Origin of the sequence: Pandoraea eparura, assembly GCF_902459725.1 — a bacterium.
Lineage (GTDB): Bacteria > Pseudomonadota > Gammaproteobacteria > Burkholderiales > Burkholderiaceae > Pandoraea > Pandoraea eparura.
The window spans coordinates 34,474-48,834 of record NZ_CABPSH010000016.1 but is presented as its reverse complement, the minus strand read 5'-3'; the positions used below and the strand labels follow the sequence as shown (position 1 = coordinate 48,834).

Here is a 14,361-nt window from a genome sequence, read left to right as displayed (position 1 = left end):
AACATACGGCAATCATATCGCCGAATCCGGCGCATGAGTCACAGCAGACGGGTACGGCGGGAGTTCGCGCGCGGCCGCTTGCGCGTATACATCGGCGGGGTCGGGAAACACTGCGTCCATGGTCGGACCACCGCTCGGGTTTTCCCCCGCGCCCCTGGCATTTGGCCAGACACACGGCGGCGACCGAACTTGCGGGGCGGGACGTCAGATCTTGAAGCTCTCCAGACTTGCCGGGTGAAACAGTTCAGCGGGCTGCACGCGGCGGCTCGACAACCCTTCCGCATGGTGCTGGGCGAGGAAGCGGTCGATCACTTTCTCGTTCTCCGCGAAGCCGTACGACCAGAAATCGTGGCCCATCAGCCGTCGCGCGTTGCGCAACTGGTCCTCGATGAATGGCAGTGTCACCTTGGTTGCCGAGGTATCGCTCAGGCGTGCGAGCGCGATCTCCTTCGACTTCTCAAATGCCTTGACGATGGCGCCTGGAAGCCACGGATGCTGCTCCGTGAGCGACTTGCGAATGCCGAGCGTATGCATGATCGGGAACAGCTTGCGCCGCTCATACCATTCCGCGGCGGCCTTCTGCGGATCTTCGAACAGGTATTTCACTTGCGGATGTCCCCGGTCGAAGCACGACGGTGCGCGCGGTCCGATCACGCCGTCGATTTCCCCCTCGGCCAGCAAGTTCGAAATCGTCCGACCCTCTGGCGCGTTCTCCAGCACAACGCCCTCGGGAAGCTTGAGTGCGATTTTCTCCACGCGCGTGGGATCTTCGTAGCCGCCTCGAACCCAGCGAATGTCCGAGGCTTTCACGCCGTACTCTTCCTCGAGGAACATTCGGACCCACACGTTGGCCGTGAGCTGATACTCCGGCACACCGATGCGCTTGCCCTTGAGATCCTCGGGCCGGTTGATGCCGCGATCGGCGCGCACGTAGATCGAGCTGTGACGGAACGCGCGCGACGGAAAGACCGGCACGGCGATGTACGGCGACGTGCCCGCCGCCGTCTTCACCGAGTAGCTGCTGAGCGATAGCTCGCAAATGTCATAGTCGGCATGGCGGAACGCACGGAAGAAAATCTCCTCCGGATCCTGCAACATAAACACCGGGTCCACGCCGTCGATCTGGACGTCGCCGTCGATCAGCGGTCGCATCCGGTCGTAGTTGCCCACGGCGATGGAAAGTTGAAGCTTGCTCATTCCTGTTCCCTTCTCACAATGAAAATTCATGGTTTCGCACCCAGCGTCGCGCGTTACGGTGCTCGCCGCTCGCGCGGAACCCCCAGAAGCACGGCGATGCCGCCTACAAACGTAAATAATGCGACCAGCAGGATGCCCGCTGAAAAGCTGCCGCTCACGCTCTTCACCCAGCCGAGGACGATAGGCGCGAAGAAGGCGCCGACTTGCCCGAGGCTACTGATCACACCAATACCGCCGGCGGCGGCCGTGCCTTTGAGGTACGTCGGCGGGATAGTCCAAATAATCGCTGCGGCCGCGAAATAACTGATCGAGACGAGACTCAGGCATCCGATCGCAGCGAGCCAGTTATGCGTGACCAGGGTGAGGAGCACAGCGCCTGCCGCGCCTGCTGTCGTCACGCTGACGAAGTGCCAGCGGCGCTCGAGGCGCAGGTCCGAGCTGCGCGCGATGAACAGCATGGCAATGGCGCCGACGATGTAGGGCAAGGCCGACATGAAGCCGATTTGCAACAGGTTGGAAACGCCCGCCTGTTTGATGATCGTCGGCGTCCAGTAATTAAGGATGGTCCCGCAAATGGGCACCGTGGCCCAGCCTGCAGCAATCACGTACACGCGCGGGTCGCGCAGTGCGGCGAGCAGATTGCTCGGCGCGTCATGCGGCTTGCTGCGGCTTTCTTCCTCCAGTGCGCCAATGACGAGACGCTTTTGCTCATCGGTCAGCCACGCGGCCTCCTGCGGCCTGTCGATCAGATAGAAATACGCAACGACACCCGCAATTACAGCGGGCAATCCTTCAAGGAAGAACAGCCACTGCCAGTTGCGGAAACCCCAGACGTCCATGAAGTTTTGGAGGATGTAGCCGGAGAGCGGGCCGCCGACGATCCCCGCAACCGCAATCGCCAGCAAGAATCGCGACGTGATGCGAGCACGGCGTTTGGCCGGATACCAGTACGAGAGATAGAGAATGATCCCGGGCCAGAAGCCCGCTTCCGCCGCGCCGAGAAGCGTTCGGGCGAGGTAGAACTGCCACGGAGCGGTCATGAACGCCATCGCAGTGGAGATGCCCCCCCACAGCAGCATGATCCGCGTGACGGTCTTGCGGGCGCCGATGCGACGGAGCAAGAGCGTGCTCGGCACTTCGAGCAGGATGTAGCCAATGAAGAACAGACTCACCCCAAGGCCGTAAGCAGCGTCGCTCATACCGAGATCGTGCTTCAGCTGCAGTTGCGCGAAGCTGACGTTGACGCGGTCGAGATAGTTAAGGACCCAACAAAGGAAAAGGAAGGTCATCAACCTCAGCGTGATCTTGCGGTAAGTCGCCTCCTCGGCCGCCGAGTCGGCTACGGCAGGCAGGGGTACGTCTCCAGAGTGCAACGTTGAATGTGCCATGTCTCAATATCTCCGAATTTCATTTGTGATGCCGGCTGGAACAGACGTTCCCCCATCACATAATTAGATTTCTAATTTAAAGGTTACGGCGGCTTTTTGTTGCTGGCAAGCACGGGTTTATACCGAGAGTAAGGTCGCGAAGCGTCGCGCGTCTTGACTTGTTAAATTAGAGATCTAGTAATAATATACGATCCATGTTGAAGCAACGCAGCGCCGGATCGGCCAGAAGGAGACAGACATGACGACACCCCAAGAAGACGGCTTTCTTCGTCTGAAGATTGCGGGCAAGGAGAAGATCGCCCGTGACATCTGGCGCTTTGACCTGACCGACCCGCAGGGCGCGCCGTTGCCGCCGTTCGAGGCGGGCGCGAACTTGACCGTTGTGGTGCCCAACGGTTTGCGACGCAGCTATTCGCTGTGCAATGACTCGCAGGAGCGCAATCGTTACGTCATCGCGGTGAAGCGTGACAGCAACGGACGCGGCGGCTCGATGAGCTTCGTCGACGACACGGCAGAGGGCGACGCCGTAGATGTATCTCTGCCCCGCAATGAATTTCCGCTCGACGAGCGGGCAAAGTCGTTCATTCTCGTCGCGGGCGGCATCGGGATTACGCCGATGCTGTCGATGGCGCGACAGTTGCGGGCGGAGGGCCTGCGCTCGTTCAAGCTGTACTACCTCGCCCGCGATCCGGAAGGCACGGCGTTCGTCGATGAACTCAGCAGTGACGAGTGGCGCTCGGACGTGACGATTCACCACGATCACGGCGATCCGTCGAACGCGTTCGACTTCTGGCCTGTGTTCGAGCGGCCAAAGGCAGCGCATGTGTACTGCTGCGGCCCGCAGGCGCTGATGGACACCGTGCGGGACATGACGGGTCACTGGCCGTCGGGCACCGTTCACTTCGAGAGCTTCGGTGCGAGCAACGCGAATACGCGCGAGAACACGCCGTTCACCGTGCGGCTTGCCCGCACCGGTACGTCGTTCGACATTCCCGCCAACCGCTCGATCCTCGACGTGTTGCGCGACGCGAACGTTCGCGTGCCGAGTTCGTGCGAAAGCGGCACCTGTGGTTCGTGCAGGACGGGGCTGTGTTCAGGCGAGGCGGATCATCGGGATCTCGTGTTGCGCGAGGACGAGGAGGAGACGCAGATCATGGTCTGTGTATCGCGCGCGAAATCGGCGGAGTTGGTGCTCGATCTCTGAGCCGCAAGCGAAACCCATCTCTTGCGCCTCACCAGGGCCGAGGCGATCTGCTCGGCTATAACTGGGCCAGAACAGAAGTGTTCGAAACTTATCGTCGCATTATCGCAATGACGTGGCTGGCTGATGAGCGGTGATTACTTCGGCCAGCGCCAGGTCGGTTCGCTCAGGTGCTCAGCAAGGTAGTCTGACAACGCGCTCACCTTCGCCGGCCGCGCCCTCGCCGAGGGCGTGACGAAGTACAGGCCGCCCTTCGTCAAGGACCAGTCGGTGAGGATCGCCTCAAGCCGTCCGTCGCTCAGATATTCGCTCGCGATGAATTCCGGCAGCTCGGCGATCGCGAGCCCTTCCAGCAGCATCGGCAGAAGCGCATCGGAATTGGTCACGCGCAGCGGGCCGGTCGGCATCACCGGTTCCTCGTCGCCGGCGTCGTTGGTGAAGCGCCAGACATCGCTGCGCGCTCGATACGCATAGGACATGCAGGGCCGGTCCAAAAGGTCACGCGGATGCGCGGGCCGTCCCTCGCGCGCCAGATAGGCGGGCGAGGCGACCACATATTGCGTAACCGCACACAGACGGCGCGCGACCAGCGCCGAATCGGGCAGCGCGGCGATTCGCAGTGCCGCGTCGAACCCCTCGGCGACCAGTTCGACAGTCGAATCGGCCAGATGCAGATCGACTTGCACGTCTGGATAGCGGCGGAAGAATTCCGGCATCAGCGGCGCAACCCACCTCAGCCCGAACGACATCGGCACCGCCAGTCGCACAAGCCCGCGCGGCTGCACCGACAACTCGCGGGCGGCGCCTTCTGCCGCCTCGGCCTGCCGATAGATCTCGCCAGCCGTCTCGCACAGCGTCCTGCCGAACTCAGTCAGCGCGAGCTGGCGCGACGTGCGATTGAGCAGCCGTGCGCCCAACCGGTCCTCCAGACGGGCGACGCCGCGCGACACGGTGGCGACCGATACCCCCAGCTCGCGCGCTGCGGCCGCGAACGAGCCTTCCTCGGCGACCTTGGCAAACATCGCGAGTCCTTCGAAATCAGGCAGCTTCGACATGATTCCCCATCATTTCAAATTTGCAACGGTGGTTTGCAATTCATTCTATTTCGAAAACATCGCGCCATCGATATTCTCCTTACATCGCAGCAAGCAATCCGCCGCGAACGCCGCATACCGGCGCCACCGATCGACCCAACAGAACGAAGGAGCAACACCATGACACGCAAGCTCGACAACAAGATCGCACTCGTCACCGGCGCCACCAGCGGCATTGGTCTGGCCACCGCGCAACGCTTTGCCGCCGAAGGCGCGCACGTCTATCTGACCGGCCGCCGTCAGGCCGAACTCGATGCGGCCGTCGCATCGATTCGTGAAGCCGGCGGCACGGCCACCGGCCTGCGCGTCGACTCGACGAAGCTGGACGAGCTGGATTCGCTTTACGCGCAGATCAGCGAGGCGCACGGCCGTCTGGATGTGCTGTTCGCGAACGCCGGCGGCGGCTCGATGCTCGCGCTCGGCGACATTACCGAGGCGCACTATGACGAAACATTCGATCGCAACGTGAAGGCCGTGCTGTTCACGGTGCAGAAGGCGCTGCCGCTGCTGGCCGACGGTGCGTCGGTGATCCTGACCGGCTCGACGGCTGGCAGCTCGGGTACTGCGGCATTCAGCGTGTACTCGGCGTCGAAAGCGGCGGTGCGCGCGTTTGCCCGCAGCTGGATTCTTGACCTGAAGCCGCGCCGGATCCGCGTGAATACGATCAGCCCGGGCGCGACCCGCACGCCCGGTCTTCTCGATCTGGCTGGCGACGACGCCGCGCAACGGCAAGGTCTGGCCGATTACCTTGCCGCGCAGATTCCGCTGGCACGCCTCGGCGAGCCGGAAGAAATCGCAAGCGCTGCGCTGTTCCTCGCATCCGACGATGCAAGCTTCGTGAATGGGGCCGAGCTGTTCGTCGACGGCGGTCAACAGCAGATCTGAACGAAACAGGCGTCGAGGCCGGCGGCCCACATCGCGTGGTGCTGCCGGCCTCCTTTGGAGGCTGCATCGTGACTGAACATCGGCCCTTTACTTCGTTGGGCACACTCTCGCGTAAGTGGCTGAGCGCTCGGTTGCATTTTCGCATCGGCAATCTTGGACAACTCGCGCATCGACCACTGGGGCCGTTGGTCGTCTGGAACGACGACGAAGTTGCACCGCATTCGGGCTTCGGGCTGCATCCGCATCGCGACATTGAAATTGTCACGTGGGTACGCTCGGGCGCAATCACGCATGAGGACGATGCGGGCAATCGCGCGCGTCTCGTCGTAGACACCGTGCAAGCCATGCATGCCGGTACGGGCATTCATCACGCCGAGCGCAACGACGAAGATGCACCGGCGCGGATGTTTCAAATCTGGCTGCAGCCGCGTGCCCCAGGTGGCACGCCGCGCTGGACGATGGGAAGTTGCTCGAAGACGCAACGCGACGGGCAGTTCGTGACCCTCGCGAGCGGTGATCCGGCGGACGTGCGAGCAGGTGCATTGCCGATCGATACCAATGCGCGCGTAAGGATCGCGATGCTGCGTGAAGGGCTATCGATGCGCGTTGCATTGGATTCACCGCAAGCGGCTTATTTCGTAACCGACCACGGTCGGATCGACATTGCGGGCGTACGGCTCGAACCGCGTGATGGCGCGCTAGTGACGGACGAGTCCAACGTTTTGATTGACGCGATCAGCGACACTGACGTCGCGATGGTGGAGCTTCTGGGCTGAAGTGAGTGACCTGCGTTTGCTCAAGCGATTGAATGCTTTCTCGGGTCAGTATCGCCACTGAGCTGCGCTCCCGCGAATAGGCAGGTGTCGAGAGCGGACCTCGACGGGCTGGAGATGAACGTCGGCTAGCGCGATCTTCTTACTACGTGATTGGACTCTAAATCTGCGCGCTACTCAAATCGGGGGAGACGTCGGGCGCTCGTTGGCCCCGATTCATTCAACGAACCACAACTCCCCCTATAAGCAGAACGGCTTTCGCGGGATATTAATCACGGCAGCAAAGGCATTCCCAGCTCCGCGAGGAATTCGTTGTGCCGCTTGTTGGCTACCTTGATCATCTTATCCAGTGAAATCAGGTCGGTATGCACTGCCCCAAGGTCGATCTCCTCTTCGACCACCGCTGTACTCACATAGCGCGAGATATTCAGATTGAAATCGTTCTTCTTCTCGATTTCCTCCATACTCACCCGCCGGGAGTAGCGTGCCTCTTCCTTCCGGAACTGGTAGGTATCGATAATCTTCTCGATGTACTCGGGTAGCAGCCGGTTTTGCCGCTTGCCCTTCTCGAAGTGTTCGGCAGCGTTGATGAACAGTACGTCGTCCGGCTTCTTGCACTTCTTCAGCACCAAGATGCAGACCGGAATACCGGTGGAAAAGAACAAGTTTGCCGGGAGCCCGATCACCGTGTCGATGTGGCCGTCCTTAAGCAGCTTGGTACGGATGCGAGCCTCTGCCCCGCCACGGAACAACACGCCGTGCGGCAGGATTATGGCCATCACGCCGTCCTGCTTCAAGAAGTGAAAGCCGTGCAGCAGAAACGCAAAGTCCGCAGCCGACTTAGGGGCCAGGCCATGGTTCTTGAAGCGCACGTCCTCACCCAGCGCCTCGGCCGGCTCCCAGCGATAGCTGAACGGCGGATTAGCGACCACGGCGTCGAACTTCGGCATCTTGGCTGGGTTGGTCTCGCGCATCATGTCCCACTCGTTGAGCAGAGTATCGCCGTGGAAGATGTCGAACTCGGAATCCTTCACCCCATGCAGCAGCATGTTCATGCGCGCGAGGTTGTAGGTGGTGATGTTCTTCTCCTGCCCGTAAATCTTGCCGATACCATGCGGCCCCATGCGGTGGCGCACATTGAGCAACAACGACCCCGAACCGCAGGCAAAGTCCAGCACGCTGTCCATATGTTTGCGCTGGCCTGTGGCCGGCTCCTGCCCATCCAGTGTGACGATGGCCGAGAGGATGCTGGAAATGGGCTGCGGCGTATAGAACTCGCCGGCCTTTTTACCGGAGCCGGCCGCAAACTGGCCGATCAAGTATTCGTAGGCATCGCCCAGCGTGTCACTGTCGGTGGAAAACTGCGTCAGGCCCTTGGCAATTTCGCTGATGATCTTGCACAGGCGCGCATTGCGCTCGTCGTAACTCTTTCCGAGTTTGTCTGAGGCTAAATTGATCTCGGAAAACAGTCCTCGGAATGTGCTGGCGAAGGATTCTGTTTCGATGTATTCAAAACCCTTTTGAAGTATGTCCAGCAGGTACTTGCTCTGTTCGCGCGCCATCTTCGCGATGTTGCCCCACAGATATTGCGGCTCGATCACATAGTGCACTTTGCGGCGCATCTGTTTTTCGAATTCGGGCACATCTTTTAGATTTCCCTCATACCAAAGCTGCAATGGCGTGGAAATCGAGCTGTCGAGCTGGGTGGGGTAGTCTGACCCCAGCTCTTTCTTTGCGGCGGCCTCGAAATTATCAGACAGGTAGCGTAAGAATAGGAACGCCAGCATGTAATCGCGAAAGTCGTCCGCGTTCATCGCGCCGCGCAGTTGATCGGCGATGGCCCAGAGGGTCTTGCCCAGTTTCTGTTTTTCGAATTCGGTCATGGTGTGTCTGCTGCCTCAGCGGGCTGAGGGAATAATTCTGGATTGAATGGGTAGCGGTTCAGAAAGTCATGCAGGATCTTCCTGAAGTAGGCTTTGTTCTCGTCCAGCATCTGCTGAGGCTCGTAGAGCGAATAATTGCCGTGGCTTAGGATGTTGATCAGACGTGCATGCAAGATGCCATCCGGATCGTCGTCTTCCCGCTTGATGCATGCCGAGAAGTTTTTGTGTCCGTGAAAGCTCGCAGTCTTCTCCAAGATCGTGCGCAGCATATTGAAATGGTGGGTGAACAGCCGGTCTTCCTGCGCGGCCTGATACAGCTCGGCCAAGGCAGCGACGTGGTGAAAGAACGGCGTATCCCCCGTTTCCTCCCGTAACACGTAGCCGCTACCGGTTGAGTTCTTGTTGATGAAAAATCGCTTGGCGTTTTTCAACTCATTGCACAGCACATTGAAGAACAGCGTGTGGTGCGTCGAAAGAACGGTCTTGAGCTTACTGTCGGACCGTTTGAGCAGTTGAGCCAGGTGGTTAGCCACGGCAATGGCGTTGTGCTCATCCAGCGACGAAATCGGATCATCGATATAGATATTGCTCACCCACTGATAGGCTTCCGCACCGTCCAGCACCAACTGCACAATGGCGAGAAAGAAACACCAGACAAAGATATTTTCCTCGCCGCGCGACACCTTGATGTTGTCGATGACCTGCCCATCCACCGTGCGCGAGAAGCGCACCACCCACCGCTGCGTGTCGATGCGAAAATCGAAGTCCGCAAAACGTTGCAGCAGCGGTCGAATACGGTTGTCCATCTCCAGTTCGGCAAGGCCAGCGAAGAAGCGCGAGGCCGCATTAAGCGTCAGCCTGCGGTCACTGTCCCCGTCCAGGTCGTTGTCCCAATGGAACAGATCTTCGGTAAAGGCGTTGAAGTAGAGCGTATCGCGGGCATCACCTCGCTTGCCTATGTCTTTGAACGCCATGGACAGCCGCGTTTTGCCGGTGCCATTGTAGGCATAGAGCAAGATGGTCTTCTTGTTTTCCAGTTCCTGCCGCAAACGGGCAGCCAGCACCGGCAGATCAGCAAAGAGCTGACCCGGCTTCATTTCTGCACCTCGTCTGGCACCGGAAAGAGTTGCCGCATCAAACCATTCTTATGTATTTTAAGAGTTTCGATATTTTGATCATTGGCAGCAATCAATTCATCGAGCGAAGACAGGCAGCCGGCAATTTTCTTCTGTTCCTGAAGCCCAGGAAAGAGGAATGTCTTTTTGAGCCACTGTTCCGGCTTAAACAACATTTTCTCAATAACAATGCCATCGCTGCATTCCAGAAAAGACCTACTGACAATGGGCTGCTGGGAAAAATAACTAAAGAAACCGATGTCGCAATTCTTTCTCGATTTTAGAATCGTGTACTCGTTCGAAACAATTGCACCATCATAATCCTCAGGAACGAGACCGCATGCACAGTGAACGATCTGCCTCTTGGATATTAAAAAATCATTTTTTCTAATGCGAAACTGAGACTTTACGAGAATGTTTCGCCCCCTTAGAAACTCTCTAAGGACAATTCCGCCATATCGGCGTTTTACGGTGACAAGGGTGTAATCTTCGTCATCGTCCATTTTGACGGGACGCAGCACCTCCTCAAGCATCGCTGACACAGGATACTCTTTCCACCCTTCATCCCCCTGAAACTCAGGAAAGCGCAGGCGGGGAACGGTTTCGCCTTCGCGAGGAAAAAGCTGCTGCATCAGGCCCTTCCTGTGGGCCTTGAGGGTGTCCAGCCTTTTGATTTCCGCCGCTATCAGTTCGTCGAGAGAAGACAGGCAGTCGGCAATTTTTTGTTGTTCGTCAGTTTCACTCGGGTAGTGCAATAGCACATTGCCTAGTCGATTCGCTGACAAACCAAGCACCTTTGCTCCTTGGGCTTCACGCTGAATCTGCGTTCTGACACTATCGGATGAAAATAGATAGGCCCCAAAGCCCAGAGCAAAAGAAACTCCGTTGGGCTTTGCAAGAATGGTGTGCAAGCCAGAAACAAGTGGGACGTCACCCGTGTCAATAATCTCGATGGCCTTGCCAATGTCAGCCACGTCCTCGGAGGCGTCCGCGAAAACGATATCTCCGGGTGCGCAGTAGTTCTCTGGCCTGATCGCCGAATGTGACTCCCCGTCATTAATGAACGGAACGGATTCAGAGTCCACACGGAAGTGCTGAGCAAACTTGGTGTGAATATCGCCGTAGTGAATATTCCTAAGCGAACCGACCTCGTAGTTCAGCTTGTCCCGCGACAGCGAGTTGTTGCCTTTGAAAAAATACACCTTTGACATGGGCGAGGACGCCCATTCACGTCGAAATTCGGGAAACCTCAGCCGTGGCGCCAATGCACGTTTTTCGTTGTCCTTTTGACTCATGGCTCTTGTGCTCTTATTGCTCATATGCACTCAGCCCAGAAATCTCGCGTCCCTGGGCGAGCTTGTGCAGCAGTGGCGTCAGTTCTTCCACCAGTGCCAGTTCTCTTTGTGTGCGAGCCTTCCAGCCTAGGCCCAGCGGAACCATCAACTCGCTCAATGCTTCGCCGTCAAAGATGCGGCGGCGAAGTACTTCGTCCACAAAAGCTTGCAGCGCATCTGCGGCCAGCCCATGCTTGACGGCGATGTCGGTGAGTTCGCGGGCCTTCTTCTCGGCCTTGAAACGCTCGTAACCGGTGCGGATCTGCTTTTCGTCCAACGCCTCGCCCACCGGCAAACCACGGATGTATTCGGCAATGTCCTCGCGTTCATCGATGAACTTGGCGTCGGACTGGATCAGGCCGATGAGCTGCTCGCGGCTAAGGGCGAGCTTGCCGGGCTTCTCCTGCGTCATGCGGGCGATCAGCCCCATAATGTAGTCGTAGTCGATGACGGCGGAAGCAAAGAGCACAAATTCGAAATCAAGCTGCTGCACCTCGGGCATTGCCTGATCGCCTACTCTGTCCTGCTGCTCCTTGAGCCGTTTGGCAGTCTCCAGATACACGCCTTTAAAACCTTGCAACTGGTCGGGTGACGCGATCTGGCTGATCTGTGTTTTCTGCTCCTCGCTGAGGTCTGTGTACTGATCAAGTTGAGTCTTTAGGCGCTGCACTTCCTTGAACAGATTGACGAACTGGCTTCGCGCGGCGTCGCCTTTGAGGTGGGCCACGTCTTCCGGCGCATTGGCTAGGCCCTGCGATTGCATGAAGTCAGCCAGCTTTTGTGTAGCCGTCTGAAGACTGCCGATGACCTTGGGTGCAGGATCCACCAGCCAAATCTCGCGCGGATTGTCGATCTTCTCACCGGAGAAGAGTGTAATAGCTTCTTCCACGGGCTTTTGCTGCTGACGGAAGTCCAGGATGTTGCCGTAGGGCTTGCTGTCGTTGAGCACGCGATTGGTACGGGAGAAGGCCTGAATCAGCCCATGGTGCTTGAGGTTCTTGTCCACGTACAGGGCATTGAGGTACTTGGAGTCGAATCCAGTAAGCAGCATGTCCACCACGATGGTGATGTCGATCTTCTGGGCGTGCGGCAGATCGGCATTCGGGTACTGCTGATCCTTAATGCGTTTTTGCACGTCCTGATAGTACAGATCGAACTCGCCGACACGGTGATTGGTGCCGAAGCGAGCGTTGTAGTCGGCAATGATGCGGGTGAGTGCGGCCTTCTTGCCCTCCGGGTCTTCTTGGTTGTCTTCTTTTTCCTGCGGCAGGTCTTCCTGAATCTGCTGCACGTCCCTGTTTCCCTCGGCGGGCGGGGAAAATACGCAAGCCAAGTTCAGCGGCTGAAAGGTGTCGTCTTCTTCCAGCTTCTTGGACTGAAGCGCTTTGAAAGCCTCGAAATACTCTATGGCGTCGTTGATGCGGGCGGTGGCCAGTACAGCATTGAACTTGCGCCCATTGGTGGCGGCATCGTGCTTGGCGAGAATAGTCTCGATGACCTTGGCCTTGGCCAAGCCTTCTCCAGGCTTGGGCGGGTTCTTGCCCTCGGGCTTGAAGTAGTCCACGTGGAAGCGCAGGACGTTGCGGTCTTCGATGGCGTGGGTGATGGTGTACTGGTGCAAGCACCGCTGGAAGAGGTCGTCCGTGGTGCGATAGCTGGCATGTTGCCCCTCGACCTGCTGATAGCTGGCGTTCTGCTCGAAGATGGGAGTGCCAGTGAAGCCGAACAACTGGGCGTTGGGAAAGAATTCCTTGATGGCTTTGTGGTTCTCCCCGAACTGCGAGCGGTGGCACTCGTCAAAGATGAACACCATGCGTTGGTTGCGCAGTGGCTCAAGGCGTTCCTTGTAGTTGCGCTTGTTGGTGCCGTCGAGCGCCAAGCCCAGCTTCTGGATCGTAGTGGCGATGACCTTGTCTGAATAGTCGTCGGACAGCAGGCGGCGCACCAGCGTTTCGGTGTTGGTATTCTCTTCGACGCAGCCCTCCTGGAAGCGGTTGAATTCCTCTCGGGTCTGGCGATCTAGGTCTTTGCGGTCCACCACGAACAGACATTTGTCGATATCCGGGTTGTCCTTGAGCAGGGTAGAGGCCTTGAACGAGGTGAGCGTCTTGCCGCTGCCGGTGGTGTGCCAGATGTAGCCATTGCCGCAGTTCTGGTGGATGCAGTCCACGATGGCCTTGACGGCATAGATTTGATAAGGCCGCATCATGAGCAGCTTTTGCTCACTGGCCACCAACACCATGTAGCGGCTGATCATCTGCCCCAAGGTGCACTTAGCCAGAAATTTCTCGGCAAACCTATCCAGTTGCGTGACCTTCTTGTTGTCCTCGCTTGCAAACTGGTAAACAGGCAAGAAGCGTTCTTCAGCATTGAAGCTGAAGTGGCGCGCGTTGTTGTTGGCGAAGTACCAGGTATCGGTGCGGTTGCTGACGATGAAGAGCTGGACGAAGCACAGCAGCGTCCGGCCGTACCCGTTGCCAGGTGCGCTTTTGTAGTCGACGATCTGCTGCATGGCACGGCGCGGGCTGACGTCCAGGGTTTTCAGCTCGATTTGCACCACCGGCACGCCGTTAATCAGCAGCATCACGTCGTATCGGTGATGGCTGTTGTCGGTGTTGATACGCAACTGATTGACCACCTCGAAGTCGTTCTTGCACCAGTCACGGATATTGACGAGGGTGTAGTTCAGCGGCGTTCCGTCGTCGCGCTCGAAACTATTGACGTTGCGCAGCGTCTGGGCGGCGTTGTAAACGTCGGGCGTGGTGATGCTGTCGATCAAACGCTGAAACTCGCTGTCGGTCAGCCGTACCCGATTTAGCGCCTCGAACTTCGCGCGGAAGTTGGCCTCGAGAGCGGCGCGATCGCGGATATCGGGCCGATAGCTGTACTTGAGGTCGCAAAGCTTGGTGATCAGGTCCTGTTCGATCTGATTTTCTGTCGAGGTCATGAATCAATTCCTGCCGTAGATGGACCGTTGGTTTGGCGGGCAGTCTGCCCCTGGTAGTTCATCGAAACCACGTCAGGCACTCCTTATGACTGCGTCATTCACGCTCTCCTCGACGCCATGGAAGGACTTACTTCTGGATCAACGAACCGCGGCATTTTGACTTCCCCGTGTCGCGGAGTTTGGATTATATCGGTAGAGCGCAGTGGAATCGGGGTAGTCAGCGCACTTTGGCTGTCGCTAAACGGCTAGCCATTTTTCCCTAGTCCGCATGAGCAGACCGTCATACCGAAACTACAAACAAGTGCAGACGAGCGCCCCCAACCCGCCCTTCATCCGGGTTGGTAGGGGCATGGGTTGGGGCCAGATGGCGATGCTGAGGAGCGACATGCGATGCAGGCGCGGTGTCGCGGAGAGGCGCTTAACGCGACCTGAAAATCCCTTCGGTGGGCAGCGGGTGACGTCGCCGCAATCACCAAACGGAAGGACGGCATTGGCCAACAGTTCATTGAGCAGTTCCTCGTCCGAAACAAGGGCCGAAGCGCTC

The 14,361-nt window shown here is 58.2% G+C and carries 10 protein-coding genes; 3 read left to right on the top strand and 7 right to left on the bottom strand.

Annotated elements, in window-relative coordinates; genetic code table 11:
* Nucleotides 1–204: 204 nt before the first annotated feature.
* Nucleotides 205–1,197, bottom strand: coding sequence for a PhnD/SsuA/transferrin family substrate-binding protein (locus PEP31012_RS21775; protein ID WP_150591353.1), 993 nt, complete (start codon nucleotides 1,195–1,197; stop codon nucleotides 205–207).
* Between the two features lie 53 nt (nucleotides 1,198–1,250).
* Nucleotides 1,251–2,585 carry an MFS transporter gene (locus PEP31012_RS21770; protein ID WP_150591352.1) on the bottom strand — a complete coding sequence of 445 codons (1,335 nt, stop codon included), beginning with the start codon at nucleotides 2,583–2,585 and terminating at the stop codon, nucleotides 1,251–1,253.
* Between the two features lie 238 nt (nucleotides 2,586–2,823).
* Between PEP31012_RS21770 and PEP31012_RS21765 the strand changes: the two genes are divergently transcribed.
* Nucleotides 2,824–3,789 carry a PDR/VanB family oxidoreductase gene (locus PEP31012_RS21765; RefSeq protein WP_150591351.1) on the top strand — a complete coding sequence of 322 codons (966 nt, stop codon included), beginning with the start codon at nucleotides 2,824–2,826 and terminating at the stop codon, nucleotides 3,787–3,789.
* A 134-nt stretch (nucleotides 3,790–3,923) separates the two neighbouring features.
* Here PEP31012_RS21765 and PEP31012_RS21760 read toward each other — a convergent pair whose 3' ends face one another.
* The gene (locus PEP31012_RS21760) at nucleotides 3,924–4,841 is read right to left on the bottom strand and encodes a LysR family transcriptional regulator (RefSeq protein ID WP_150591350.1); all 918 of its coding nucleotides are present in this window, start codon (nucleotides 4,839–4,841) and stop codon (nucleotides 3,924–3,926) included.
* 159 nt (nucleotides 4,842–5,000) lie between these two features.
* Between PEP31012_RS21760 and PEP31012_RS21755 the strand changes: the two genes are divergently transcribed.
* Nucleotides 5,001–5,765, top strand: a complete 765-nt coding sequence (locus tag PEP31012_RS21755) for an SDR family NAD(P)-dependent oxidoreductase (RefSeq protein WP_150591349.1) — start codon at nucleotides 5,001–5,003, stop codon at nucleotides 5,763–5,765.
* 35 nt (nucleotides 5,766–5,800) lie between these two features.
* Nucleotides 5,801–6,541 (top strand): pirin family protein, encoded by a 741-nt coding sequence (locus PEP31012_RS21750; RefSeq protein ID WP_343039915.1) that lies wholly within the window; start codon nucleotides 5,801–5,803, stop codon nucleotides 6,539–6,541.
* A 269-nt stretch (nucleotides 6,542–6,810) separates the two neighbouring features.
* Here the strand turns inward: PEP31012_RS21750 and PEP31012_RS21745 are convergent, their stop codons facing one another.
* Genes PEP31012_RS21745 through PEP31012_RS21730 form a run of 4 tightly spaced genes read right to left on the bottom strand, consistent with a single transcriptional unit; the run spans nucleotide 6,811 to nucleotide 13,817 of the window.
* The gene (locus tag PEP31012_RS21745) at nucleotides 6,811–8,421 is read right to left on the bottom strand and encodes a type I restriction-modification system subunit M (protein ID WP_150591347.1); all 1,611 of its coding nucleotides are present in this window, start codon (nucleotides 8,419–8,421) and stop codon (nucleotides 6,811–6,813) included.
* A complete protein-coding gene (locus tag PEP31012_RS21740) occupies nucleotides 8,418–9,518 on the bottom strand; it encodes an AAA family ATPase (RefSeq protein ID WP_150591346.1) in 1,101 nt (366 codons plus the stop codon). Before PEP31012_RS21740 ends, PEP31012_RS21745 begins: the two co-directional genes overlap by 4 nt.
* Complete coding sequence (locus PEP31012_RS21735; RefSeq protein WP_150591345.1) at nucleotides 9,515–10,855, bottom strand: restriction endonuclease subunit S domain-containing protein; 1,341 nt, start codon at nucleotides 10,853–10,855, stop codon at nucleotides 9,515–9,517. The genes PEP31012_RS21740 and PEP31012_RS21735 overlap by 4 nt, the downstream gene beginning before the upstream one ends.
* On the bottom strand, nucleotides 10,845–13,817 hold the full coding sequence (locus PEP31012_RS21730) for a type I restriction endonuclease subunit R (protein ID WP_150591344.1): 2,973 nt from the start codon (nucleotides 13,815–13,817) through the stop codon (nucleotides 10,845–10,847). Before PEP31012_RS21730 ends, PEP31012_RS21735 begins: the two co-directional genes overlap by 11 nt.
* Nucleotides 13,818–14,361: the final 544 nt, after the last annotated feature.